Source organism: Marinibaculum pumilum (genome assembly GCF_042646425.1).
GTDB lineage: Bacteria > Pseudomonadota > Alphaproteobacteria > Ferrovibrionales > Ferrovibrionaceae > Marinibaculum > Marinibaculum pumilum.
On the sequence record NZ_JBHRTR010000034.1, the window covers coordinates 151,870 to 176,649 of the forward strand.

The window sequence follows — 24,780 nt, forward strand, 5'->3', positions numbered from 1 at the left end:
CAGGCGCTTGATCTCGTCGCGCAGGCGGGCGGCCTCCTCGAATTCCAGGTTCGCCGCCGCGTCCTTCATCCGGCTCTCCATGTCGGCCAGATGGGCCTCCAGGTTGTGGCCGACCAGGTGGCTGACCTCGTCGTCGCCGGTATCGACGGTGTAGTGGTCGGTCTCGTAGACCGAATGCAGGATGTCGCCGATCGCCTTCTTCACGCTGGCCGGCGTGATGCCGTGCTCGAGGTTGTAGGCGAGCTGCTTCTCGCGCCGGCGCTCGGTCTCGTTCAGCGCCTGCTGCAGGCTGCCGGTCACCGTGTCGGCATAGAGGATCACCCGCCCCTCCACGTTGCGGGCGGCGCGGCCGATGGTCTGGATCAAGGAGCGCTCGGAGCGCAGGAAGCCCTCCTTGTCGGCGTCCAGGATCGCCACCAGCGCGCATTCCGGGATGTCCAGCCCCTCGCGCAGCAGGTTGATGCCGACCAGCACGTCGAAGCTGCCGAGCCGCAGGTCGCGGATGATCTCGATCCGCTCCAGGGTGTCGATGTCGGAATGCAGGTAGCGCACCCGCACGCCGTTCTCGCCCAGATATTCGGTCAGGTCCTCCGCCATCTTCTTGGTCAGGGTGGTGACCAGGGTGCGGAAGCCCTTCGCGGCGACCGCCTTGCATTCCGCCAGCAGGTCGTCGACCTGGTTCTCCACCGGGCGGATGTCGCAGACCGGGTCGATCAGGCCGGTGGGGCGGATCACCTGCTCCACGAACACGCCGCCGGTCTGCTCCAGCTCCCAGTCGCCGGGGGTGGCGGAGACATAGACCGTCTGCGGCCGCATCGCGTCCCATTCCTGGAAGCGCAGAGGGCGGTTGTCGATGCAGGAGGGCAGGCGGAAGCCGTATTCCGCCAGGGTCGCCTTGCGCCGGAAGTCGCCGCGGAACATGCCGCCGATCTGCGGCACGGTCACATGGCTCTCGTCGACGATCAGGATCGCCTCGTCCGGCAGGTATTCGAACAGGGTCGGCGGCGGCGCGCCGGGGGGCCGGCCGGTCAGGTAGCGGGAATAGTTCTCGATCCCGGCGCAGGAGCCTGTCGCCGCCATCATCTCCAGGTCGAAGGTGGTGCGCTGCTCCAGCCGCTGCGCCTCCAAGAGGCGGCCCTGGCCGGTCAGCTCCTCCAGCCGGATCTTCAGGTCCCGCTTGATCTGGTTCATCGCCTGCAACAGGGTCGGCTTCGGCGTGACATAGTGGCTGTTGGCGTAGAGGCGGATCTCCTTCGCGTCGCCGGTCTTCTGGCCGGTCAGCGGGTCGAACTCCACGATGCTCTCCAGCTCGTCGCCGAACAGGGAGAGCCGCCAGGCGCGGTCCTCCAGGTGGGAGGGGAAGACCTCGATCGTGTCGCCCTTGGCGCGGAAATTGCCGCGCACGAAGTTCGCCTCGTTGCGGCGGTACTGGATCTCCACCAGCCGGCGCAGCAGGTCGTCGCGCGACAGCCGCTGCCCCGCCTTCAGCGGCAGGGTCATCTCCGAATAGGTCTCCACCGAGCCGATGCCGTAGATGCAGGAGACCGAGGCGACGATGATCACGTCGTCGCGCTCCAGCAGCGCCCGGGTGGCGGAATGGCGCATCCGGTCGATCTGCTCGTTGATCGACGAATCCTTCTCGATATAGGTGTCGGTGCGGGGGACGTAGGCTTCCGGCTGGTAGTAGTCGTAGTAGGAGACGAAGTATTCCACCGCATTGTCGGGGAAGAAGGACTTCATCTCGCCGTACAGCTGCGCCGCCAGGGTCTTGTTCGGCGCCAGCACCAGCGCCGGGCGGCCGAGCTTGGCCACCACATGCGCCATGGTGAAGGTCTTGCCCGACCCGGTGACCCCCAGCAGCACCTGGTCGCGCTCGCCGTTCGCCAGCCCGTCCTGCAGTTCCGCGATCGCCTGCGGCTGGTCGCCGGCGGGCTGGTAGTCGGACTGCAGGGCGAAGGCGATGCCGCCCTCGCTCTTCTCCGGCCGTTCCGGCCGGTGCGGCGCGAAGACCGGGTATTGCGAGATGAAGCTGTCGGGATCCGGGATCGCCCGGTCGCTGGGGAGTCCCTTCATGGCTGCCGCTCGGGCTGCCGCCCCGGCTGCCTCTCTGGCGGCCGGACGGCGGACATGTCAGCGCTGGGCGAGATCGACGAGATCGGCACGGACCACATAGCGGAAGGCGGAGGGTGTCAGGTCGTTCAGCGGATAGGGTGCGACGAGGGTCAGTTCCGGGCGGCCGTCGATCAGGTCCGGATTGACCAGCTCGTCGGCCTTCAGCGACAGCGCCACCCGGCTGCCCGTCACCTTGTACACATAGACCTGACCGTCCACCCCTTCCAGTTCCAGTTCGTCGCCGGGCCGCAGGTCGGGCAGGAAGCGCAGAGAGCGGCCGGCCCTGTCGATGATCACCGTGTCGCTGACCCCCCGGGAATGGATCGGGGCATGCATCGGGGCATGAGGCGGGGCCGCGGCGCTGTCGGCCAGAGGATCGCCGTCCGCCGGAGTATCGGATGGCGCCATCAGCCGTTCGGGTGCACCGCCACCGGCGGATGCCACCGCATCGGGCGGCGGCACCAGTTCGTGGTGGAAGGAGACCGACGGGGCGACCAGCAGAAAGTCGATGATGCCGCCAGGGCCGTGCCGTTCCTCGCCGACGATTACCGCCGTGCTGCCAAGGCGTGGCGCGGAGAGCCGCGCCACGGGCCGTGCTGCGGTGAGCTGCCAGCTGTCGGGCGTCGCCCCGTCTTCCGGCGTTTCCGGCAGTTCCGCCGCGGCCGCCGGTCGGCTGCCGCGCGGTCCCAGGGCGCCCACACCGCCACGCGCATGGTCCCAGGCCTGCGAGAAGACGATGCTGGTCGCCAGCGCTTCCGCGCGGACGATGACGTAGGGCACGCCCTTGACCAGAAGGAAGAGGGCGATCGCCGCTGCGAAAAGGACCAGGGCAGGGCGCATCGGCTGGATTGAGGCTCCGTTTCGGATTCAGGCCGCCAAGTTTCCGTCATGGCGGCCCCGGCCGACAAGCCGCAAGCGGGCCGTCGGCGCGGACACCGGGAATCTGGTCGGCGAATGCGGCGACAATGCGGCCCCTGCCGCGGGTCGGGGTGCGTCGCGGGCCACGCCCGCGCAGGCGTTGCCATTTGGTCGCAGCACGGCCGCACGGCAGAAGCCGCCGCCTGGGATATTGCGCGGCGCGCGACCTGGGCGTAGCTTCCGCCCGCATTTCCAGGAGACCTGCCATGACCTTCTTTTCCGCCGCCATCGGCCGCATCCAGCCCTCTGCCACTCTGGCCGTCACCCAGAAGGCCCGTGAGCTGAAGGCCGCGGGGAAAGACGTGATCGGGCTGGGCGCGGGCGAGCCGGACTTCGACACCCCGGAATCGATTCGCGAGGCGGCGAAGGCGGCGATCGACTCCGGCGACACCCGCTATACCAACGTCGACGGGACGCCGGCGCTGAAGGCGGCGATCGTCGACAAGTTCAAGCGCGAGAACGGCCTGACCTACACCGCGGAGCAGATTTCCGTCTCCGGCGGCGGCAAGCAGTGCATCTTCAACGCCTTCCTGGTGACGGTCGACCCGGGCGACGAGGTCATCATCCCCACCCCGTACTGGGTCAGCTATCCGGACATCGTGCATTTCGCCGGCGGCACGCCGGTCTTCGTCCCCGCCGGGATCGAGCAGAACTTCAAGCTGAAGCCTGCCGACCTGGAGGCCGCGATCACCCCGAAGACGAAGTGGCTGATCCTGAACTCGCCGTCCAACCCGTCCGGCGCTGCCTATACCGCGGATGAGCTGCGCGGCCTGACCGAGGTGCTGAAGCGTCACCCGCATGTCTGGGTGATGACCGACGACATGTACGAGCATCTGGTCTACGACAATTTCGTCTTCGCCACCCCTGCACAGGTGGAGCCGGAACTGTACGACCGCACCCTGACCCTGAACGGGGTCAGCAAGGCCTATTGCATGACCGGCTGGCGGATCGGCTATGCCGGCGGCCCGGCGCCCCTGATCAAGGCGATGGGCAAACTGCAGTCGCAGTCGACCTCCAACCCCTGCTCGATCAGCCAGGCCGCCGCGGTGGCGGCGCTGACCGGCGACCAGGACTTCATCCCGGCGCATAACCGCATCTTCAAGGAGCGGCGCGATCTGGTGGTGAACATGCTGAACGAGGCCGACGGCATCACCTGCCCGAAGCCGGAGGGCGCGTTCTACGTCTATCCGTCCTGCGCGGGCACGATCGGCAAGACCTCGCCCGGCGGCCGGAAGATCGAGAGCGACCTGGACTTCGCCTCCGCCCTGCTGGAGGAGGCGGTGGTCGCCGTGGTGCACGGCGAGGCGTTCGGCCTGGCGCCGCATTTCCGGATCTCCTATGCCACCAGCACGGAGACCCTGCGCGAGGCCTGCACCCGCATCCAGGAGTTCTGCGGCAAGCTGCGCTGACGATCGAAGGGGGGCCGGACATGCGGATCGCGGTCTACGGGGCCGGCGGGGTCGGCGGCTATTTCGGCGCCCGCCTGGCGGCCGCGGGCAATGACGTCGTGTTCATCGCCCGCGGCGCCCATGGCGCGGCGATGGCGGCGCAGGGCCTGCAGCTGAAGAGCCAGCTCGGCGACCTGCACCTGGAGAAGGTGACGGTCAGCGAGCGGCCGATGGACCTGGCGCCGATCGACCTGGTCATGCTCTGCGTCAAGCTCTACGACCTGGACGAGGCCGCCGCGGCACTGCGCCCGGCGCTGTCGAAGGACGCGCTGGTGATCCCGTTCCAGAACGGCGTCGATTCCGAGGAGCGGCTCTCCGACGTGCTGGGCGCCGACCGGGTGGCGGCCGGGATCGCCTATATCTCCGCCACGGTCGCGGAGCCGGGGGTGATTGCGCACCACAACACCAGCTGCACCCTGGTCGTCGGGCCCCAGGCGGACGGGCAGGCGGGCGGCCAGGCGGAGCGGCTGCAGGCCTTCGTCGCTGCCGGCAAGGCCGCCGGTTTCAGCGCCGTCTACCGCGAGGACATGAACCGCGCCCTGTGGGAGAAGTTCGTCCTGCTGGCGCCCTTCGCGACCGTCACAGCGCTGAGCCGGCAGCCAGCCGGGGTGATCCGCGAGGATGCCGACATGCTGGCGCTGTTCGCCGCCGCGGTGCAGGAGGCCGTCGATGTCGGCCGCGCTGCCGCGGTCGACCTGGACGACGAGATCGCGGAGCGCTGCGTCTCCGGCATGCAGGCGCTGCCGCCGCATATGAAGGCGTCGATGTGCCACGACCTGGAGGCGGGCCGCCGGCTGGAGCTGGAGGGGCTGACCGGCGCCGTGATGCGCCTGGGGGAACGCCACGGCGTCGACACCCCGGTGCATCGCACCGCCTATGCCGCACTGAAGCCGTATCGCGACGGCGCCTGACGCTGCGCCGGCGCCACCCGTGGCCCGGCCATCCCGTTTCTTCCCGTCTTCGGCATCGTCACGGCATCTTGCCCGTCCGGTCCTGCTATCCTGTAGCTGCCGGTCGTTGCGCGTCCCCCGGTTCATCGCCGGACCGGCTGTACGGCACGCGGCGAACGGGGCGACAGGGAGGGGCGGATGAGATTGCCGACAGGCTGGGGCAACATCCTGGCCATTCTGGTGCCGGGCTTCGTGGCATTCCTCGGGCTCGGCTACGTTTCCGAATATTTTGCCGGGCTGATTGCCTGGTCGTTCGGCACGGAACTGGGCCTTGGGCTCGTGATCGCCGTGTTGCTGCTCTCGCTGGCGCTGGGGGTGGTCCTGGGCGCTGTCCGGGACCTTGTGCTGGATCGCCTCATCAACCGCCGGCGGCAGCCCTTCTGGTCGGCACCGCCCGATCCCGCGGTGCCGGGCGCCGCGGCGCAGCTGCAGGGCAATCTGTGCCTGGCGGTGGCCTTCAGCGTGGCGATGAAGGTGATTGGCGCACCATTCCGTGCCGATGACCCGCTTCTGGTATTGGCGGGCATTGCGGCCTGCCTGGCGCTGGCCCTGGCCTACCGCGCCAGCCTGCGCGCAGCGCAGGATCCCGAGCGCGGCTGACCCGGCCGCCGCGCAGTGCGGGCCAGGCATCACGGCGCCTTGATACACGCAGGCTTGATTGGCCGGATCGCTGACCGCCTTTCACGCTGGCCCCATGTGAAAGCAGGCAATCGAAACCGGCGAGGGCAGACATGCTGATCAAGCGCAGGCGCGGCTGGGAGATCCCGGAGCGGGAGGCGGTAGCGGAATCCGTGTTCGCCGGACGCCGCACCATCCTCAAGGCGATGGGCTTCGCCGGCATGGCCGGCTTGATGGCCGGCGCCGCCGGCGGACCACTCGGCCGGGTCCTGGCGGCAGAGACGGCGGCGGCTGCCGATCCCACCGCCAGCCTCTATCCGGCGCCGCGGAACCCGGCCTACACGGTGAACCGGGCGGTGACCCCGGTGGAGGATGTCACCACCTACAACAATTTCTACGAGTTCGGCTCCCACAAGAACATCTGGCAGGCCGCGCAGGAGCTGCCGATCCGGCCCTGGACGGTGAAGATCGACGGCATGGTCGAGCAGGAGATCGAGACCGAGTTCGACGACCTGGTGCGGAAGATGCCGCTCGAGGAACGGCTCTATCGCTTCCGCTGCGTGGAGGCCTGGGCGATGACCGTGCCCTGGACCGGCTTCCCGCTGAAGGCGCTGGTCGACATGGCGCGGCCGCTGGGATCGGCCAGGTACCTGAAGATGCAGACCTTCATGAATCCGGAGGTTGCACCCGGACAGCGGGAGTTCTGGTATCCCTGGCCCTATACGGAGGGGCTGACGATGGCGGAGGCGACGAACGAGCTCGCGTTCATCGTCACCGGTGTCTTCGGCAAGCCGCTGCCGCCGCAGAACGGCGCGCCGCTGCGCCTGATCGTGCCCTGGAAGTACGGCTTCAAGAACATCAAGTCGATCGTGAAGTTCACCTTCACCGACGAACGGCCGGAGACCTTCTGGGAGGCGATCGGCCCGTCCGAATACGGCTTCTGGGCGAACGTGAACCCCGCCGTGCCGCATCCGCGCTGGAGCCAGGCGAGCGAACGGCTGCTGGGCTCGGGCGAGCGGGTGCCGACCCTGATCTACAACGGCTACGAGGAATATGTCGCCGGCCTCTATGCCGGCATGCAGGACCAGAAGCTGTTCATGTAGCCCGGACTCCGTTCGTGTAGCAGCGGCCGGCACGGCCATAGACCTGCGGTGGCGCGGGTCGCGTGAGGGGTGGTAGGACACGGCTCCTCTCCGCCCCGCAGGCGCCCCTCAGCCGGATACCCGCCGCCATGACCGATCGCCTACCCGATGCGCCCTTCGCACTGGGCATTTTCGACCTCGACGGCACCCTGGTGGATTCCGAGCCGCTGGCAAACCGCCTGTTCGCGGAGCACCTGACCGCCTGCGGCGTGCCGATGGGCGCTGCGGAGGCGGCGCGGCTGTTCACCGGCCTGCGCATGCCGGACTGCTATGCCCTGGTGCAGCGCGACTTCGGCGTGCGCCTGCCGGCGGATTTCCACGACCGCCTGCAGGCGGCGACCTTCGACGCCCTGCGCCGCGACCTGCTGCCCGTGTCCGGCGCGGCGGAGATGCTGGCTTCGCTGAACCTGCCGAAGGTCGTGGCCTCGTCCAGCGAACCGGAAAAGATCGACCTCAGCCTGCGGGCCACCGGCCTGGCTGAGCATTTCCTGCGCTGCTTCTCCGCGACCCAGGTGGCACGCGGGAAGCCGGCGCCGGATCTGTTCCTTCTGGCCGCATCGGAGATGGGAGCAGCGGCGGAGCGCTGCTTCGTGGTCGAGGATTCCGATCCCGGGGTGCAGGCCGGCCTCGCCGCCGGCATGCCGACCTTCGCCCTGGTGCCGCCGGACGGCCACGACGCCGAACGGCGCCGGCACCGCCTTGCCGCGGCCGGCGCCCTGGTCGTCGCAGGACTGGACGAGATTCCCCGCCTTCTGTCCGGCCGCCTCGGCGCCGGATAGCGGCAGGGTCGGTCGAGCTGCGGAACGATCGAAGGCGCGCTTCGGGACGGCGTGCGGATCTCGGGCCGGTTACTCCGCCATCGGCACGCGGATGGCCGTAGAATCCGGATCGGCCGCCGCGGTGGTCAACACCGACGTTCCGGTGCTTTTCATGGTGTCGAGATTGCCAGGCGGGACATCGCCGGCGAAGGGGAGCGTCTCCGGCCCGGCATCCGCCGACATGCCCCTCGGAGCCCGACGGGCGGAGGAGAGATTGTCCACGCCTGACTTCACGACCGGCATGTCCTCGGCCCAGGCAGTGGAGCCCAGCGGGGCGGCAAGCAGCCAGACAGCAATGGCGGGTGTGGCCAGGGCGGCATTTGCAAGGGCGCGTCGCATCGGGATTCTCCTCGGATCGCCGTCTGCGACCGGCCGCTTCCGACGCGAGACAGGGCATCGGGAACACCGCATTGTGCGGACAGTTCCGGAGACACGGCAGAATGAGCGGCTTTCGCTCCGGCGCAGGATCGCAACCCGGCAGGGTCTGCCGGCGCGGTCGGTGGACACGCCAAGCGCGATCCGCCTGTCCGGCATGGCCTTCGTTCTGTCCATCCGGGCCTCCGGGAGATCGCTTTTGGTTTGGCGATCAGGGCTTTTTCCCGAAGACCCGGGTGGACAATGTCACCGGCATCGACAGCTTGGGCGTCTTCCGGTTCAGTTGGCGCTGGCGCCTGCGCTGCCGCCGGCACCGACCGCGGCACTACCGCCGGCGGAGCCGCTCAGGCCGCCCGCGGCGCCGGAGGCGGTGTTCAGGACCGAGGTTCCGGTGGACTGCATGGTATCCAGCCCGCTCTGGACGGTGCCGGTCGCCGCGCTGGTGGCACCGGACACGGCATCGCCGGTCGCTTTGCCGCCGGCGGAGCCTCCGGCGCCTGCCCCGGCACCCACCCCGACACTTGCTGAACCGCCGGCACCGGCACTGCCGCCGGTGGTTGTGGAACTGCTGCCGGCCGAGGCGCCGGCGTTGATTCCGACTCCGATATTGGCGCCGGCACCCGCATCGGCGGAGCCGGCGATGGCGGCCGGACTGGCGAGCAGCAGGCCGGCAAGGGCGGTGGCTGCAAGTGAGCGTCGCATGGGTCCTCTCCTTTTTCTTGTTCGTCCCGGCGGCCCGGTGGGGGCGCAGGACGTTACGGAAACAAGAACGGAGGTGAGCGGAGGACGGTTCCCGGCAGCGCCGCGGCTGTGACGGCGGACACGACCCGACGTCCTCGCTGCGGGGCAGGCGGCACAGGTGCAGGCAAGGCAAAAAAAAGCCGGCCCCAAAAGGGCCGGCAAGTCTAACAGGGAGGCTTCACGTCTGGGAGACGTAAAGTCGGCGTCCGAAGACACCGACAGCCCGGATGGGACCGGGCTGGGTGACGCTGCAGCGCAGCATCACCTGATCGGGAATATAAGCATCGGGATTCGGCGGAAAATGCCCAACGACGTAGATCTGATATGCGACTGACGCATGTCTCCAGACACGAAAGCGTCACGTTACGCGGGGCAGGGGTGTGCGATGCAGCAGGCTCGCCCAGGCCGCCCGCCGGCGCACAACGTCGGTTGGGCTCGCAGGGTGAAGGTAAAGTTAGCCATATCGGAAAGTTTTCCATCGACTGACCGGGCGCGCGCCGTATATACTTTCCGGAATGGCTAAGTTTTCAATCGATCTGGACCGCGCATTCTCCGCGCTCGCCGACCCGACCAGGCGGGCGATCGTCGCTCGCCTCTGCGAGGGACCTCAGTCCGTGACCGAGCTGTCCGCGCCGTTCGACCTGGCCCTCCCGTCGCTGCTGAAGCATGTGCATGTCCTGGAGCAGAGCGGGCTCGTCCGGTCCGAGAAGATCGGCCGCGTCCGTACCTGCAAGGTGGAGCCGCAAGCCCTGCAGGCGGCCGAAGCCTGGATACGCGAGCATGTTTCGGCCTGGGAGGCGCGCCTCGATCGTATGGAAGCCCATGTCGAACGCATGAAGACCGAGAGTTGAGACAATGAACGATCCGATGAATACCCCCCCGTCCCCCTGGCGGGACTGGCCCCTCGACCGTGAGATCGTCATCAGCCGGGTGATCGATGCGCCGCGCCACCTCGTCTATGCCGCGTGGACGGATCCGGAGCAGATCCAGATGTGGTTCGGGCCCGACGGCATGGCGATCGAAACCAAGGAGATCGACCTGCGCCCCGGTGGCGTCTGGCGGTTCGACATGACTGCCCCCGACGGCACGCGCTACGACAACCGGATGGTGTTTCTCCGCCTGCAGGCGCCGGGCCTCATCGAGGTCGAGCACGGTGCCGATCGGGACAGCGACCCTGGACGCTTCAGGATGCTCGTCACGTTCGACGCGCAGGGCGACGGCAAGACGGTGCTCACATTGCGGCAGATGCACCCGTCCAGGGCGCGCCGGGAAGGGGCGATCGGCTTCGGCGCGGTGGAATATGGCGGGCAGACGCTGGCGAAGCTTGCCCTTCATCTCGCGCAGCTGGCCGATCGGTGAACTGCAGCGCGGCCTCTGTCCGGCTTGGCGCCCGGCCCTAGAATTCCGTATCCGTCACCGCACCGATCAGGAAGTCGCGGAAGACCTGGATCTTCTTGCTGTTCCGGAGCTCCTCCGGATAGACGAAGTAGGTCTCAAAGGTCGGGCCGTCGATTTCCGGCAGGACGCGCACGATGTCCGGCCGATCGCGGGAGATGTAGTCCGGGATGCCGGCGATGCCCAGCCCGCTGGAGACCGCCTGCACCAGCCCGTAGATGTTGTTGATCCGCAGCACGGCCTCCCGCGGGCGGCCCGGCGGGCGCCCCAGATCGGCCAGCCAGTTCACCCCCGACAGGGTCTCCGGCGCATTGTCGCCGTAGATGATCAGCCGGTGCCGGTCGAGATCGTCGATGGTGCGCGGCATGCCGTGCGCGGCGACATAGTCGCGCGACGCGCAGGCATGGATATGCACCGACATCAGCCGGCGCTGCACCAGGTCGGGCTGCTTCGGCTTGTGCAGGCGCACCGCGACATCGGCCTCGCGCATGCCCAGGTCGAGTTCCCGGTCGTCCAGCAGCACGCGCACGTTGATCTGCGGATAGGCTTCCACGAAGTTGCGGATCCGCGCCGCCAGCCAGAACGAGCCGAAGGCGACGGTCGCCGTAACCTTCAGCACCCCCTGCGGGCTGTCGCGGGCGTCCTGCAGGATCGCCTCCGCCATCGACAGCTTGCCGAACACCTCGTGCACGGTGTTGTACAGGAACTCGCCATGCTCGGTCAGGATCAGGCCGCGCGCATGGCGGTGGAAGAGCGGCGTGTTGAGGCTCTCCTCCAGCGCGGAGATCTGCCGGCTCACGGCCGACTGGCTGAGGTTCAGAAGGGTGCCGGCGCGGGTGAAGCTGCGGGCTTCGGCGACGGTGTGGAAGATGCGGAGCTTGTCCCAGTCCAGTGGCATGGCCTCCCCGTCAGAGATGGCAGGTCCCGGTCAGCCCCGGCAGGGGACAGCCCGGGATCGTGCAGCGGGAGCGGATCGCCGCGGCGCTGCGGCGGGACTCCAGTCCGGTGTCGGATGCGGTCATTCGGCCGCGATCTGGGCGTCTTCCTCGGCAGCGACGAACTTCTCTGCCTGCAGGGCGGCCATGCAGCCTGTGCCGGCGGCGGTCACCGCCTGGCGGTAGATCTTGTCCTGCACGTCGCCGCAGGCGAATACGCCGGGAATGCTGGTGGCGGTGGAATCGGCGGCGGTGACGATATAGCCCTCGTCATCCATCTCCAGCTTGCCCTCGAACAGCCCGGTGTTCGGCTTGTGGCCGATGGCCACGAACAGGCCGTCGGTCTTCAACGCCCGTTCCGCGCCGGTCTGCGTGTTGCGCAGGCGCAGGCCGGTCACGCCGGGCGGCTGGCTGTCGCCCAGGATCTCCTCCACCACATGGTCCCAGATCACCTCCACCTTCGGGTTCCGGAACAGCCGGTCCTGCAGGATCTTCTCCGCCCGCAGCTGGTCGCGGCGGTGGATCAGGGCGACCTTGCTGGCATGGTTGGTCAGGTACAGCGCCTCTTCCACCGCGGTGTTGCCGCCGCCGACCACCGCGACCTCGCGGCCGCGGTAGAAGAAGCCGTCGCAGGTGGCGCAGGCGGAGACGCCGAAGCCCTGGAAGGTGGTCTCGCCCTCCAGCCCCAGCCATTTCGCCTGTGCACCGGTGGCGATCACCAGCGTATCGCCCAGATAGACCTCGCCCGAATCGCCGGTCGCGCGGAACGGCCGGCTCGTCAGGTCCACGTCGACGATCACGTCATGGACGATCCGCGTGCCGACATGCTTCGCCTGCGCCTCCATCTGCTCCATCAGCCAGGGACCCTGGATCACGTCGGCGAAACCGGGATAGTTCTCCACGTCGGTGGTGATGGTGAGCTGGCCGCCCGGCTGCAGTCCGTGCACCAGCAGCGGCTCCATCGCCGCGCGGGCGGCATAGATCGCCGCCGTGAGCCCGGCAGGCCCGGAGCCCAGGATCAGCACCTTGGTCCGGTGGGTCGGCTTCTCTGTCTCGCTCATCTCGAACTGCTCCCGAAATCACGGACGTGGATGCGGGCTGGCGGCCCGCCCCGCTGTCGCGCCCGCCGCTGCGCCGGGCCGGCAGTCCGGCCGTCGCGGCAGCAGAGCCATGCGAATGGTGCATGCCTCCAGCCTTCGCTACTTACAGGTGCCGTGCTGGCGGGGCAAGGAAGCGATCGGACGGGCAGGCAGCCGGCGCCCGGTTCGGTTTGATCTAGGCGCCGCATATGCGGATGCAAGTCGGGGCGGACGGGGGCAATTCCCGCGTGGAGAAGCGCTTGCTTGACCGTCTCCGGGACCCGTGATTTTATTCGTACACAAACGATCTTGGGAGACGGTCGATGGCAAGCTACCTGTCGCCCGACACGGTCGAGGAGGGGCTCTCGGCGCTCGCCTCCGGCCGGTTCCGGCTGGTTGCCGGGGGCACGGATGTCTATCCCGCCCTGCGCGACCGCCCGCTGCAGGACGACATGATCGATCTGCACCGGATTGCGTCGCTGCGCGGCATTGCCGCCTGCGCGCAGCCCGCCGCCGGCTGGCGCATCGGTGCACTGGCCACCTGGACCGACCTTCTGAAGCAGGACCTGCCGCCGCTGTTCGACGGCCTGAAGGCTGCCGCGCGCGAGGTCGGCTCGGTCCAGATCCAGAACGCCGCCACCATCGTCGGCAATATCTGCAACGCCTCGCCGGCCGCCGACGGCGTGCCGCCGCTGCTCGCCCTGGATGCGGAGGTCGAGATCGCCGCCCTGTCGGGCAGCCGGCGCCTGCCGCTCGGCGACTTCATCCTGGGCCCGCGCCGCACAGCGCTCGCCGCCGACGAAATGGTGACCGGCCTGTTCCTGCCCGACCCGGGAGCGGCTGCGCGATCCGCTTTCGGCAAACTGGGCGCGCGCCGCTACCTCGTGATCTCCATCGCGATGGTTGCCGTCACCCTCGTCCCCGATGCCGGCGGCCGGATCGGCGAGGCCCGCGTGGCGGTCGGTTCCTGTTCGCCCGTCGCGCGCCGCCTGCCGGCGCTGGAGGCGGCGCTGCGCGGCCAGCCGGCGCGGGCCTCTGAGCTGGCGGCGATGGTGGAGGCCACGCATCTGGCGCCGCTCGACCCGATCGGCGATGTCCGCGGCACGGCCGACTATCGCCGGCACGCTGCGCTGGAGCTGGTGCGGCGCGCCCTGGCCGAATGCGCGACCCTGTTGGAGATGCCGGCATGACCGCTCCGCCCGCCGACCTTGCCGCTGCCGTCGACAACCGGCCGGGCCCCGCAGGCGCGGGAGGATCGATCACCTTCGACCTGAACGGGCAGCCCGTCACCGTGGCGGCGCCACCGGCGGAGCGGCTGTCGCAGGCCCTGCGTGAGCGGCTGGGCGCGCGCGACGTGAAAGTCGGCTGCAATGCCGGCGATTGCGGTGCCTGCACGGTCCTGGTGGATGGCGCCGCGGTCTGCGCCTGCATGATGCCGGTCAACCAGGCCGCCGGCCGCCGGGTGGAGACCCTCTCCGGACTGGCGCGGCACGACGCGCAGGCGCAGGCGCTCGCCGACGCCTTCCTGCAGCATGGCGCCGCGCAATGCGGGATCTGCACACCCGGGATGATGGTCGCCGCCACCGCGTTGCTGCGCGCCTGTCCGGCGCCGGATGCCGGCGCAGTGCAGGAGGCGCTGGGCGGCGTGCTCTGCCGCTGCACTGGCTATCGCAAGATCATCGACGCGGTCGTCGCCGCCGGCGCCGGCCTGGCGGAGGCCGAGGCCGCCCCGCAGGCCGGACCGGCGGTCGGCCGCAAGCTGGTGCGGGTCGACGGCGCCGAGCGGGTGGCCGGCACGGCGGGCTTCGGCGACGATGTCGCGCCGCCGGATGCGCTGGCCCTGCGGGTCCTGCGCTCCCCCCATGACCATGCCGCCTTCCGTTTCGGCGACCTGGAGGGCTGGGCCGCGGCGCAGCCCGGGGTCGCGCTGGTGCTGACCGTGGCGGACATCCCGGGCCGCAACGCCTTCGGCGTGATCCAGGGCTTCGAGGACCAGCCGGTGTTCGCCGACGGTGTCGCGCGCTTCCGCGGCGAGGCGGTCGCCGCAGTGGTCGGCGACCCGGCGGCGATCGCTGCGCTGGACCTGGACAGCCTGCCGGTCGCCTGGGAGGAGCTGCCGGCGCTTCGCGACCCGGCCGAGGCGGTCGCCGACGGCGCCGCGCCGGTGCAGGCCGGTAAGCCCGACAACATCCTGTGCCGCGGCTTCGTGCAGCGCGGCGATGCCGATGCGGCGCTGGCGCGGGCCGCCGTCACGGTCGAGGGCCGCTTCGAGACCGGCTTCATCGAGCATGCCTATATCGAGCCGGAGGCCGGCTTCGCCCGCCGGGTGGGCGACCGGCTGGAACTGCATGTCTGCACCCAGGCGCCCTACATGAACCGCGACAGCGTCGCCGCGGTGATGGGCCTGCCCGGCGATGCGGTGCGCATCGTGCCGACCGCGGTGGGCGGCGGCTTCGGCTCCAAGCTCGACCTGTCGCTGCACCCCTATCTGGCATTGGCCGCCTGGAAGCTGGGCCGGCCGGTGCGCGGCACCTACAGCCGCATCGAATCGATGCAGTCGACCACCAAGCGCCACCCCGCGCGCATCGACCTGCGGATCGGCGCCGATGCCGATGGCCGGCTCTGCGGCCTGGCCTTCGACGGCGACTTCAACACCGGCGCCTATGCCTCCTGGGGCCCGACGGTGGCGAACCGGGTGCCGGTCCATGCCTCCGGCCCCTACCGGGTCGATGATTATCGGGCACGCACCCGCGCGATCCATACCCACCGCATGCCGTCCGGCGCCTTCCGTGGCTTCGGCGTGCCGCAATCGGCGATCGCGCAGGAAAGCCTGTTCGACGAACTGGCCGACCGGCTGGGCATCGACCGGCTGGAATTCCGCCTGCGCAACGCCCTGCGCGACGGCGAGCCCACCGTCTGCGGCCAGGTGTTCGACAGCGGGGTCGGCATCGCCGACTGCCTGGAGGCGCTGCGTCCCGGCTGGGCCGCGGCGCGTGAGGCTTGTGCCGAATTCAACGCGGAAGCGGAACGCAGCGGCAGCCCGCTGCGGCGCGGCGTCGGCCTGGCCAGCGGCTGGTACGGCTGCGGCAATACCTCGCTGCCGAACCCGTCGACCATCAAGGCCGGCATCCGCGCGGACGGCCGCATCGTGCTGCACCAGGGTGCGGTGGATATCGGCCAGGGGTCGAACACGGTGATCTCGCAGATCTTCGCCGATGCGCTGGGCGTGCCGGTGGAAATGGTCACCCGGGTCGGCGGCGATACTGACGCGACGCCGGACGCCGGCAAGACCTCGGCCTCGCGACAGACCTTCGTTTCCGGCAATGCGGCGAAGCGGGCGGGCGAGGCGCTGCGCGCCCTGCTGCTGCGCCACGGCAATGTGGCGGAGGATGCCGGCATCGCGCTGACGGACGGCCGGCTGGCGCTGGTCGACGGCGGCACGCGGCGGGCGCTCGACCTGGCCGGCCTGCCGGTCGATGCCGACGGCTATGTCTTTGCCGCCGAAGGCGTCTACGACCCGCCGACGGTGGCGCTGGACGGCAACGGGCAGGGCAGCCCCTATGCCCAGTTCGGCTATGCCGCCCACATGGTGCAGGCGGAGGTCGACCTGGGCCTCGGCACGGTGCGCCTGCTCCGGATCGAGGCGGCGCACGATGTCGGCCGGGCGGTCAACCCGGTGCTGGTGGAGGGGCAGGTGCAGGGTGGCGTCGCGCAGGGCATCGGCCTGGCGCTGATGGAGGAATACCTGCCGGGCCGCACCGAGAACCTGCACGACTACCTGATCCCGACGATCGGCGACGTGCCGCCGATCCTCACCCACATCGTCGAGGTGCCGGACCCGAACGGGCCCTATGGCGCCAAGGGTCTGGGCGAGCATGCGCTGATTCCCACGGCGCCGGCGGTGCTGAACGCGATCCGCGATGCCGCCGGGATCTCGATCCGCCGCCTGCCGGCGACCCCGGACCGGGTGCTGGCCGCGCTGCAGGCGCTGGCGGCCGGCGCGACGCAGGGCTGAGGAGGGCCCGCCATGGTCAAGCAGCAGACATCGAGCGTGGTCGACGGGCGCATCCGCTGCGATGCCTGCCCGGTGATGTGCTACATCGCCGACGGCAAGACCGGCGCCTGCGACCGCTATGCCAACGAGGGCGGCGACCTGGTGCGGGTCGACCCCTTCACCATCATCGAGAACACCGTCTCCGAGGGCGGCAAGGTGGTGCCCTTCCTGTCGCAGGAGGGGGAGACCTGGGACGGCGACATCGTCCAGGCGAACCGCTCCTTCGTCACCGCCGTCGGTGCCGGCACCACCTATCCCGACTACAAGCCCGCGCCCTTCATCGTCTCGCAGCAGGTCGAAGGCGTCGACATGGTCACCGTGGTGACCGAGGGGATCTTCAGCTATTGCGGCGTGAAGGTGAAGATCGACACCGACCGCCATATCGGCCGCGAATGCGAGCCGGTGCGGGTCGCCGGCGAAGTGGTCGGCCATGTCACCACCGGCGAATACGGCTCGCAGATGATGGCGCTGGGCGGGGTGAAGCACCTGACCGGCGGCAGCAAGAAGGAGGGCCGGGTCACCTGCGACGCCATGCTGAAGCTGTGCAACGGCGAGGCGGTGGAGATGCAGGTCGACGGCGGCGCGAACCTGGTGGTGCAGGCCGCCAAGCCGCCGGTGATCAACGGCGCCCTTGAGGAACGCATGCGGGTCGGCTGCGGCTCCGCCACCATCGGCATGTTCGCCAAGCAATGGTACGGCCATGTGGACGAGGTGGTGGTGGTCGACGACCACATCACCGGCATCCTGTCGGAGCATCAGGCCGGCAAGCTGCTGGACGTTCAGCCGACAGGGATCAAGATCCGCGGCCGCCGCTCCACGCCCGGGCGCTATTTCCAGGTGGCGGAGCCAGGCACCGGCTGGGGCGGCACCGACATCACCGACCCGCTGTCGATCCTGGAGCCGTTCGATCCGAAGGTCGCGAAGCCGGGCCTGACCATGCTGATGGTCTCCACCACCGGCGACCAGTACGGCTACTATGTCCTGGACGGCGAGCTGAAGCCGCAGCCTGCCGAGCTGCCGGAGGCGCTGCACGAATCCGTCGACCGCATCGCCGAGAACTGCGAGCCGGCGCTCTGTTCCGTCCTCTTCATGGGCGGGGCGGGCGGTTCGCTGCGCGCCGGGGTGACGGAGAACCCGGTGCGGCTGACCCGGTCGGTGAAGGATGCCTTGACCCATGTCTCCTGCGGCGGCGTGCCGGTCTATGTCTGGCCGGGCGGCGGTATCACGGTGATGGTCGACGTCTCGCTGATGCCGTCGCAGTCCTTCGGCTATGTGCCGACGCCGGCGCTGGTGGCGCCGATCGAGTTCACCATGCGGCTGGCCGATTACGAGCAGCTGGGCGGCCATATGAGCGCGGTGCAGCCGATCGATGCAGTGCAGGGCCAGGCGGGTCGCCGCCTGCGCGGCCGCGACGACGTGCCCTGGCCCACCGACGAAAGCCATTTCCGCTGGAAGGACCGTACCGGTGCTGCGCCGCCGGCGACCAAGGAGAAGACCTGACGATGCCCGATGTCGTGATCCGCAAGACCCTGTCGGTGGTGGAGGAGATCTTCCACGAAGGCGGCCCGCCGGCGGAGGTGCCGCTGCGCCGCGCCGCCGCGGTGTCGGTGATCGCGAACCCCTTCGCCGGCCGCTATGTCGAAGAGATCGCCGGCTTCATGGAGGACCTGAAGCCGCTGGGTCTGCAGATGGCGAAGCTCCTGATCGACCGGCTGGGCGGTGACCCGAAGGCGGTCGAGGGCTATGGCAAGGGCGCCATCGTCGGCACCGCGGGGGAACTGGAGCATGGCGCGCTGTGGCACGTGCCGGGCGGCTACGCCATGCGCGAGGCGCTGGGCAATGCCGCCGCGATCGTGCCTTCGACGAAGAAGGTCGGCGCCCCGGGCACAAGGCTCGACGTGCCGGTGACGCATATCAACGCGTCCTATGTGCGCAGCCATTTCGACGCGATGGAGGTCAGCATGGCCGACGCGCCGCGGGCGGACGAGATGGCGCTGATCCTGGTGATGACCACCGGCCAGCGCATCCATGCCCGGGTCGGCGGGCTGAAGGCATCCGAGGTGAAGGGGGAGGACGGGCTGCGATGAAGGCCGAGATCCGCAAGATTGCCGTGCTGGTGGAGGAAACCCATCGAGAGATGGGGCGGGAGATCGTGCCGCCGACCCGCAAGGCGGCCGCGGTGGCGGTGATCGCCAATCCTTTCGCCGGCAAGTATGTCGACGACCTGGAGTTGCTGATGCAGATCGGCGAGGAGCTGGGCGGCCTGCTGGGCCGCCGCTGCGTCGAGGCACTGGGCATCGCGCCGGGCCAGGCGGAAAGCTACGGTAAGGCTGCAATGGTCGGCGAGAACGGCGAGCTGGAGCATGCCGCCGCGATCCTGCATCCGCGCATGGGCAAGCCGCTGCGCGCGGAGGTGGAGAAGGGCGCCGCCCTGGTGCCCTCGTCGAAGAAGATCGGCGGGCCGGGCCAACGCCTGGATATCCCGCTGGGCCACAAGCACGCCGCCTATGTCCGGTCGCATTTCGACGGGATGGAGGTCTGCCTGAACGATGCGCCGCGGGCGAACGAGATCATGGTCGCGATCGCGGTCACCGATTCCGGCCGGCCGCTGCCGCGGGTCGGCGGCCTGACGGTCGACGAGATCAAGGGCGAGGACGGCCTGCGATAGGATTCAACCGCCGCGCAGACGGCGGGTGGAAAGCGGGGGAACGCCGGTGCACCGGCGTTGCCGGGGCCTGCCGATGGCAGGCCCTGCAGAGAGGCGACAGGTCAGCATGTCGTGACGGGGTCCGACGGACCGAAGTCCAGAACGGGAGATGGAAGAATGGGGATGATGACGAAACTGGCGACCGGGGTGGCCGCCGCCGCATTCGCCGCGGTGACGGCGTTCGCGCCGGGCGCACAGGCCGCCGACCCGGTCAAGATCGGCGATTTCAACAGCTATTCGCGGATGGCGGCCTTCGCGGTGCCGGCGCGCTACGGTGCCGAACTGGCGGTGGAGCAGATCAACGCTGCCGGCGGCGTGCTTGGCGGCCGGCCGATCGAGTTCATCACCCGCGACGACAAGGGCGATCCGGGCGAGGCGGTGAAGATCGCCGAGGAGCTGTTCGACCGCGAGAACGTGGTGATGCTGACCGGCGGCTTCCTGTCCCATGTCGGCCTGGCGGTCGCGTCCTATGCCGACCAGAAGAAGAAGCTGTTCCTGGCCTCCGAGCCGCTGGCCGATTCCATGGTCTGGGAAAGCGGCAATCCCTACACCTTCCGGCTGCGGGCCTCGACGTACATGCAGTCGGCCATGCTGGCCGATATCGCCGCGAAGAGCGGCGCCAAGCGCTGGGCGACGATCGCGCCGAACTATGCCTACGGCAAGGAGGCGGTCGCGTCCTTCAAGCAGCTGCTGAAGGAGGCGAACCCGGAGGTGGAGTTCGTCGCCGAGCAGTGGCCGGGCCTGTTCAAGATCGACGCCACCGCCGAGGTGCAGGCGCTGAACGCCGCCAATGTCGACGGCATCTTCAACGTCACCTTCGGCCCCGACCTGGCCAAGTTCGTGCGCGAGGGCACGATCCGCGGCCTGTTCGAGGACAAGACCGTGGTCAGCCTGCTGACCGGCGAGCCGGACTACCTGCTGCCGCTGAAGGACGAGGCGCCGGAAGGCTGGCTGGTGACCGGCTATCCCTGGTACGACATCAAGGACCCGGCGCATGACGCCTTCGTCAAGGCGTACCAGGAGCGCTGGGGCGAGGATCCGCGGATCGGTTCGATCGTCGGCTACAACACCATGCTGGCGGTGCAGGCGGCGCTGGAAAAGGCCGGCTCCACCGACACCGAGGCCCTGCGCCAGGCGATGGAAGGCCTGACCTTCGACAGCCCGATGGGCCCGATCACCTTCCGCGAGATCGACAACCAGTCGACGATGGGCGCCTGGGTCGGCAAGACGAAGCTCGTCGACGGCAGCGGCATCATGGTCGATTGGGAGTATTTCGACGGCGCCGACTACCTGCCGTCGGACGAGGTGGTGAAGCAGCGCCGCCCGGCGGAGTGAGCCTCCGTTCCGTCTGATCCGTCTTCCCCCGCGGCCCTGGCGGCCGCGGGGGAGGGCAGCCTGCCGCGTCGCACCGGGCCGCAGCCCGGCGCGAGGGGCGGGCGCAACCCGGGGCCGGCCGCCCTGCCCGGACGGCCCATCGCGGAGGTGATTGCGGTATGGGGTTCTTCATCGCCCAGATCCTGGGGGGACTGGGCAATGCCGCGGCGCTGTTCCTGGTGGCGGCCGGCCTGTCGCTGATCTTCGGCGTGACCCGCGTGGTGAATTTCGCTCACGGGTCGCTCTACATGCTCGGCGCCTATTTCGCCTATTTCATCGTCCTGGCGATGGAGAATGCCGGTTTCGACGGCATCTTCGGCTTCTGGTTCTCCGTCCTCGTCGCCGCGATCGGCGTCGCGATCGTCGGCCTGGTGATCGAGATCCTGGTGCTGCGCCCGGTGTATCGCGCGCCGGAGCTGTTCCAGCTGGTCGCGACCTTCGGCGTGATCCTGGTGATCCAGGACCTGGCGCTGATGGTGTTCGGGCCGGAGGACCTGCTGGGCCCGCGTGCGCCGGGCCTGAAGGGGATCATCCGCATCGGCGACGGCATCGTCACCGAATATGACGTGGCGCTGATCGTGGTCGCGCTGCTGGTCCTGGTCGGCCTGGGTCTGCTGATGCAGCGCACCCGGATCGGCGTGCTGGTGCGCGCGGCAACCCAGGACCGGGAGATGGTCGGCGCGCTGGGGGTCAACCAGTCCTGGCTGTTCACCGGCATCTTCATGCTGGGTTCCGCGCTGGCGGGCCTGGGCGGCGCGCTGCAGCTGCCGAAGGGCGGCGCAGACCTGCTGATGGACTTCAACATCCTGGCGGCGATCTTCGTCGTGGTCGTGATCGGCGGCATGGGCAGCCTCAAGGGCGCCTTCGTCGCCGCGGCGATCATCTCGGTCGTGAACGTGTTCGGCGTGCGCTACCTGCCTTCCAGCACCCTTGTCCTGATGTTCGTGGTGATGGCGATCGTCCTGATCACCCGGCCCTACGGCCTGTTCGGGCGCGAGGAGCGGCCGGGGGAGCATGGCCAGCAGGGTTCGCCGCAACGGCCGATCCGCCCGGCCGGCACCACGGGCAAGCTGCTCTGGGGCCTGCTGCTGGTGGCCCTGGCGGTGCTGCCGTTTCTCGGCGACCGCTACCTGCTGGTGCTGATGATCGACATCGTCGTGCTCAGCCTGTTCGCCGCCAGCCTGCATTTCATCCTGTCGACCGGCGGCCTTGTCTCCTTCGGCCATGCCGCCTTCTACGGCGGCGGCGTCTATGCCGGCGCGCTGCTGGTCACCTATGCCCAGGCGCCGATGGAACTCGCGCTCTTGCTGGCGCCGCTTCTGGCGGGCCTGCTGGCGATCATCATCGGCTGGTTCTGCATTCGCCTGACCGGCGTCTATTTCGCGATGCTGACCCTGGCCTTCTCGCAACTGCTCTGGTCGATCGCCTTCCAGTGGACGGAGGTGACCCGCGGCGATGACGGCCTGCTGAACATCTGGCCGTCGGACTGGGCCTCCTCCACCTTCGTCTACTACTATCTGGTCCTGGTGCTGGGGGCGGGCGGCATCATCCTGCTGCGCCATGTCACCCATTCGCCCTTCGGCTATGCATTGCGCGGCACCAGGGATTCGGAGCTGCGGGCGGAGGCCACCGGCATCAACGCCCGCCATGTCCGCTGGGCGGCCTTCACCTTCGCCGGCGTGATGGCCGGCCTGGCCGGCACGCTGTTCGTCTTCTCCAAGGGCAGCGCCTTTCCCACCGAGCTGGAGATCGCGCGTTCCTTCGATGCCATCATCATGGTGTTCTTCGGCGGCGTGCAGAACCTGTCCGGACCGTTCGTCGGCGCCGGTGCCTTCACCCTGCTGGAGGACTGGCTGTCGCGGTTCGAATATTGGCGTCTGTGCCTGGGCCTGGCGATCATCGCCGTGGTGGTGATCGCGCCGGAGGGTATTGCCGGCGGGCTGGAACGGCTGGCCATGCGCCTCGGCCTGCGCGGACGGGAGGAACGGGCATGACCGAGGCGGTACTGGAGGTCAGCAACCTTTCCAAGTCGTTCGGCGGCGTCGATGCGGTGCGCGACGTCTCCTTCGCCCTCGCGCCGGGCGAGCTGCTGGCGATGATCGGCCCGAACGGCGCCGGCAAGACCACCTGCTTCAACATGATCAGCGGCCAGCTGTCGCCGAACCGCGGCTCGATCGCCTTCCGTGGCGCCGACGGCGAGCGGCGGGAACTGGTCGGGCTGCGGCCGCGGGAGATCTGGCGCCTGGGGGTCGGGCGCACTTTCCAGATCACCGCCACCTATCCGTCGATGACGGTGGCGGAGAATGTGCAGATGGCGCTGATCTCCCACAACCGCCGCATCTTCAACCCGACGCGGCTGGCCCGCGCGCTGTACCGCGACCGGGCGCTGGAACTGCTGGAGACGGTGGGCATGGCGGAGCAGGCCGACCGCGCCGCCAGCATCCTGGCCTATGGCGACCTGAAGCGGATGGAGCTGGCGATTGCGCTGGCGAACGAGCCGCGGCTGCTGCTGATGGACGAACCCACCGCCGGCATGGCGCCGCAGGAGCGGATCGAGCTGATGAAGCTGACGGCGGGGATCGTCCGCGACCAGGGGGTCAGCGTGCTGTTCACCGAGCATGATGTCGATGTCGTCTTTGCCCATTCCCACCGGGTGATGGTGCTGGCCCGCGGCCAGCTGATCGCGCAGGGCACGGCGGAGGAAGTTCGCGCAGACCCGCATGTCCAGGAGGTCTATCTGGGCGGCGGCACGACCTTCGGGCATGGCGCGGGGGAGGCGGAGCATGTCTGAGCCGGGGACCATGCCTGGGGGCGGGAACATGCTTGAGGTCCGGGGTATCAACGCCTTCTACGGCCGCGCGCATATCCTCTACGACGTCTCCCTGAACGTGCGGCCGGGCGAGGTGGTGGCGCTGCTGGGGCGCAACGGCGCGGGCAAGTCGACGACCATCAAGTCGATCATGCGCCTGGTCCGCTGCGACAGTGGCAGCGTGCATTTCGAGGGCCGCGATATCTCCCGCGCGCCGCCGCACCGGATCGCCCGCTCCGGCCTGGGCTATGTGCCGGAGGAACGGCGGATCTTCGGCGACCTGACGATCATGGAAAATCTGGAGGTCGGCCGGCAGCGGGCGCGCGACGGCGCGCCGCAATGGACCACGGAGAAGCTGTTCGAGCTGTTCCCCAACCTGCGGGAGCGGGCGCAGAACCTGGGCCGGCAGATGAGCGGCGGCGAACAGCAGATGCTGACCATCGCCCGCACCCTGATGGGCAATCCGCGGCTGGTGCTGCTGGACGAGCCGTCGGAGGGGATCGCGCCGGTGATCGTGGAGCAGATGGCGAAGGCGATCACCACCCTGAAGCGGGAGGGCCTGTCGGTCCTGGTGTCCGAACAGAACCTGCATTTCGCGAAGCTGGTCTGCGACCGCGCCTATATCATCGAGAAGGGCCATGTGATGTACGAAGGCACCTTCGACGACCTGGAGGCGCATCCCGAGGTGCGGCAGAAATACCTTGCCCTCTGAGCCTGCAGCGGCGCTGCCGCGGCGCCCGCCGCCGGAGGCCGACGATGGGCCGGGCTACCGCCTCGACCTCCAGGTCGGCTTCCTGCTGCGCAAGGCGCATCAACGGCACACGGCCATTTTCGCCCAGACCATTCCGCTCGGTCTGACGCCGACCCAGTTCTCCGCCCTGGTGAAGCTGGCGGAAGCCGGTCCCTGCTCGCAGAACTTCCTGGGCCGCCTGATCGCCGTGGACGTCGCCACCATCAAGGGTGTGGTCGACCGGCTCAAGGCCCGCGGCCTGGTGACAGCCACCACCGACCCTGAGGACCGCCGCCGCACCCTGCTGAGCCTGGCGCCGGAGGCGGAGGCCATGGTGTCGGCCCTGCACACGGCCGGCCGCGAGATCACCGAGAAGACCCTGGCACCGCTCTCGCCCGCGGAACGCCGCCAGCTCTGCGCCCTGCTGGAGAAGCTGTCGGAGTAGGGGGCCGGCTTTCGGTGTCGCCAATGACGCGGCATCGGTCTCCTTCGTTTTTCGAAATCGTCACCCGCGGACTTGATCCGCGGGTCCATGGTTCCGCTGCCCAACGGCCTGGGGGGCTTGCCTGCACGAT

General features: G+C 69.2%; 23 protein-coding genes. 17 read left to right on the plus strand and 6 right to left on the minus strand.

What is annotated here, in order from left to right:
* Both uvrB and ACFOGJ_RS20610 read right to left on the minus strand, forming a co-directional pair.
* Positions 1-2,073 (minus strand): excinuclease ABC subunit UvrB (gene uvrB / locus ACFOGJ_RS20605; RefSeq protein ID WP_379904079.1); only part of this gene is annotated, 2,073 nt, incomplete at its 3' end.
* Positions 2,074-2,130: 57 nt separating this feature from the next.
* Positions 2,131-2,952: a sortase domain-containing protein gene (locus ACFOGJ_RS20610; protein WP_379904081.1), complete on the minus strand. Its 822-nt coding sequence runs from the start codon at positions 2,950-2,952 to the stop codon at positions 2,131-2,133.
* A 284-nt stretch (positions 2,953-3,236) separates the two neighbouring features.
* Here ACFOGJ_RS20610 and ACFOGJ_RS20615 point away from each other — a divergent pair, with 284 nt between their 5' ends.
* From ACFOGJ_RS20615 to ACFOGJ_RS20635, 5 genes are all read left to right on the plus strand, one after another.
* Complete coding sequence (locus ACFOGJ_RS20615) at positions 3,237-4,439, plus strand: pyridoxal phosphate-dependent aminotransferase (RefSeq protein WP_379904083.1); 1,203 nt, start codon at positions 3,237-3,239, stop codon at positions 4,437-4,439.
* Between the two features lie 20 nt (positions 4,440-4,459).
* Entirely contained in the window at positions 4,460-5,389 is a 930-nt protein-coding gene (locus tag ACFOGJ_RS20620) for a ketopantoate reductase family protein (RefSeq protein ID WP_379904084.1), read from the plus strand.
* Between the two features lie 177 nt (positions 5,390-5,566).
* Complete coding sequence (locus ACFOGJ_RS20625) at positions 5,567-6,028, plus strand: hypothetical protein (protein ID WP_379904086.1); 462 nt, start codon at positions 5,567-5,569, stop codon at positions 6,026-6,028.
* A 131-nt stretch (positions 6,029-6,159) separates the two neighbouring features.
* The gene (gene msrP, locus ACFOGJ_RS20630) at positions 6,160-7,149 is read left to right on the plus strand and encodes a protein-methionine-sulfoxide reductase catalytic subunit MsrP (RefSeq protein WP_379904088.1); all 990 of its coding nucleotides are present in this window, start codon (positions 6,160-6,162) and stop codon (positions 7,147-7,149) included.
* A 128-nt stretch (positions 7,150-7,277) separates the two neighbouring features.
* Complete coding sequence (locus ACFOGJ_RS20635; protein WP_379904090.1) at positions 7,278-7,967, plus strand: HAD family hydrolase; 690 nt, start codon at positions 7,278-7,280, stop codon at positions 7,965-7,967.
* A 69-nt stretch (positions 7,968-8,036) separates the two neighbouring features.
* Here the strand turns inward: ACFOGJ_RS20635 and ACFOGJ_RS20640 are convergent, their stop codons facing one another.
* Positions 8,037-8,345, minus strand: coding sequence for a hypothetical protein (locus ACFOGJ_RS20640; protein ID WP_379904092.1), 309 nt, complete (start codon positions 8,343-8,345; stop codon positions 8,037-8,039).
* Positions 8,346-8,660: 315 nt separating this feature from the next.
* Entirely contained in the window at positions 8,661-9,083 is a 423-nt protein-coding gene (locus tag ACFOGJ_RS20645; RefSeq protein ID WP_379904094.1) for a hypothetical protein, read from the minus strand.
* Between the two features lie 554 nt (positions 9,084-9,637).
* Between ACFOGJ_RS20645 and ACFOGJ_RS20650 the strand changes: the two genes are divergently transcribed.
* The gene (locus ACFOGJ_RS20650; RefSeq protein ID WP_379904096.1) at positions 9,638-9,973 is read left to right on the plus strand and encodes an ArsR/SmtB family transcription factor; all 336 of its coding nucleotides are present in this window, start codon (positions 9,638-9,640) and stop codon (positions 9,971-9,973) included.
* Between the two features lie 4 nt (positions 9,974-9,977).
* Entirely contained in the window at positions 9,978-10,481 is a 504-nt protein-coding gene (locus ACFOGJ_RS20655; RefSeq protein WP_379904098.1) for an SRPBCC family protein, read from the plus strand.
* A 37-nt stretch (positions 10,482-10,518) separates the two neighbouring features.
* Here the strand turns inward: ACFOGJ_RS20655 and ACFOGJ_RS20660 are convergent, their stop codons facing one another.
* Positions 10,519-11,409 carry a LysR family transcriptional regulator gene (locus tag ACFOGJ_RS20660; RefSeq protein ID WP_379904625.1) on the minus strand — a complete coding sequence of 297 codons (891 nt, stop codon included), beginning with the start codon at positions 11,407-11,409 and terminating at the stop codon, positions 10,519-10,521.
* A 126-nt stretch (positions 11,410-11,535) separates the two neighbouring features.
* A complete protein-coding gene (gene trxB / locus ACFOGJ_RS20665; RefSeq protein WP_379904100.1) occupies positions 11,536-12,513 on the minus strand; it encodes a thioredoxin-disulfide reductase in 978 nt (325 codons plus the stop codon).
* Between the two features lie 341 nt (positions 12,514-12,854).
* On the opposite strand from trxB, the gene ACFOGJ_RS20670 reads away from it, so the two are divergent.
* The 10 genes from ACFOGJ_RS20670 (at position 12,855) to ACFOGJ_RS20715 (ending at position 24,650) form a co-directional block, all read left to right on the plus strand.
* Positions 12,855-13,721: an FAD binding domain-containing protein gene (locus tag ACFOGJ_RS20670; RefSeq protein WP_379904102.1), complete on the plus strand. Its 867-nt coding sequence runs from the start codon at positions 12,855-12,857 to the stop codon at positions 13,719-13,721.
* The gene (locus ACFOGJ_RS20675) at positions 13,718-16,546 is read left to right on the plus strand and encodes a molybdopterin-dependent oxidoreductase (protein WP_379904104.1); all 2,829 of its coding nucleotides are present in this window, start codon (positions 13,718-13,720) and stop codon (positions 16,544-16,546) included. The genes ACFOGJ_RS20670 and ACFOGJ_RS20675 overlap by 4 nt, the downstream gene beginning before the upstream one ends.
* A gap of 12 nt (positions 16,547-16,558) precedes the next feature.
* Positions 16,559-18,085, plus strand: a complete 1,527-nt coding sequence (locus ACFOGJ_RS20680) for a 6-hydroxynicotinate reductase (RefSeq protein ID WP_379904106.1) — start codon at positions 16,559-16,561, stop codon at positions 18,083-18,085.
* A gap of 2 nt (positions 18,086-18,087) precedes the next feature.
* A complete protein-coding gene (locus ACFOGJ_RS20685) occupies positions 18,088-18,672 on the plus strand; it encodes an amino acid synthesis family protein (protein ID WP_379904108.1) in 585 nt (194 codons plus the stop codon).
* Positions 18,669-19,253: an amino acid synthesis family protein gene (locus ACFOGJ_RS20690; protein ID WP_379904109.1), complete on the plus strand. Its 585-nt coding sequence runs from the start codon at positions 18,669-18,671 to the stop codon at positions 19,251-19,253. Before ACFOGJ_RS20685 ends, ACFOGJ_RS20690 begins: the two co-directional genes overlap by 4 nt.
* A gap of 162 nt (positions 19,254-19,415) precedes the next feature.
* Positions 19,416-20,627 carry an ABC transporter substrate-binding protein gene (locus ACFOGJ_RS20695; RefSeq protein WP_379904111.1) on the plus strand — a complete coding sequence of 404 codons (1,212 nt, stop codon included), beginning with the start codon at positions 19,416-19,418 and terminating at the stop codon, positions 20,625-20,627.
* 158 nt (positions 20,628-20,785) lie between these two features.
* Positions 20,786-22,660, plus strand: coding sequence for an ABC transporter permease (locus tag ACFOGJ_RS20700; RefSeq protein WP_379904113.1), 1,875 nt, complete (start codon positions 20,786-20,788; stop codon positions 22,658-22,660).
* Complete coding sequence (locus ACFOGJ_RS20705; RefSeq protein WP_379904115.1) at positions 22,657-23,457, plus strand: ABC transporter ATP-binding protein; 801 nt, start codon at positions 22,657-22,659, stop codon at positions 23,455-23,457. Before ACFOGJ_RS20700 ends, ACFOGJ_RS20705 begins: the two co-directional genes overlap by 4 nt.
* A 28-nt stretch (positions 23,458-23,485) precedes the next feature.
* Positions 23,486-24,187 (plus strand): ABC transporter ATP-binding protein, encoded by a 702-nt coding sequence (locus ACFOGJ_RS20710; RefSeq protein ID WP_379904117.1) that lies wholly within the window; start codon positions 23,486-23,488, stop codon positions 24,185-24,187.
* The gene (locus ACFOGJ_RS20715; protein ID WP_379904119.1) at positions 24,177-24,650 is read left to right on the plus strand and encodes a MarR family winged helix-turn-helix transcriptional regulator; all 474 of its coding nucleotides are present in this window, start codon (positions 24,177-24,179) and stop codon (positions 24,648-24,650) included. Before ACFOGJ_RS20710 ends, ACFOGJ_RS20715 begins: the two co-directional genes overlap by 11 nt.
* Positions 24,651-24,780: the final 130 nt, after the last annotated feature.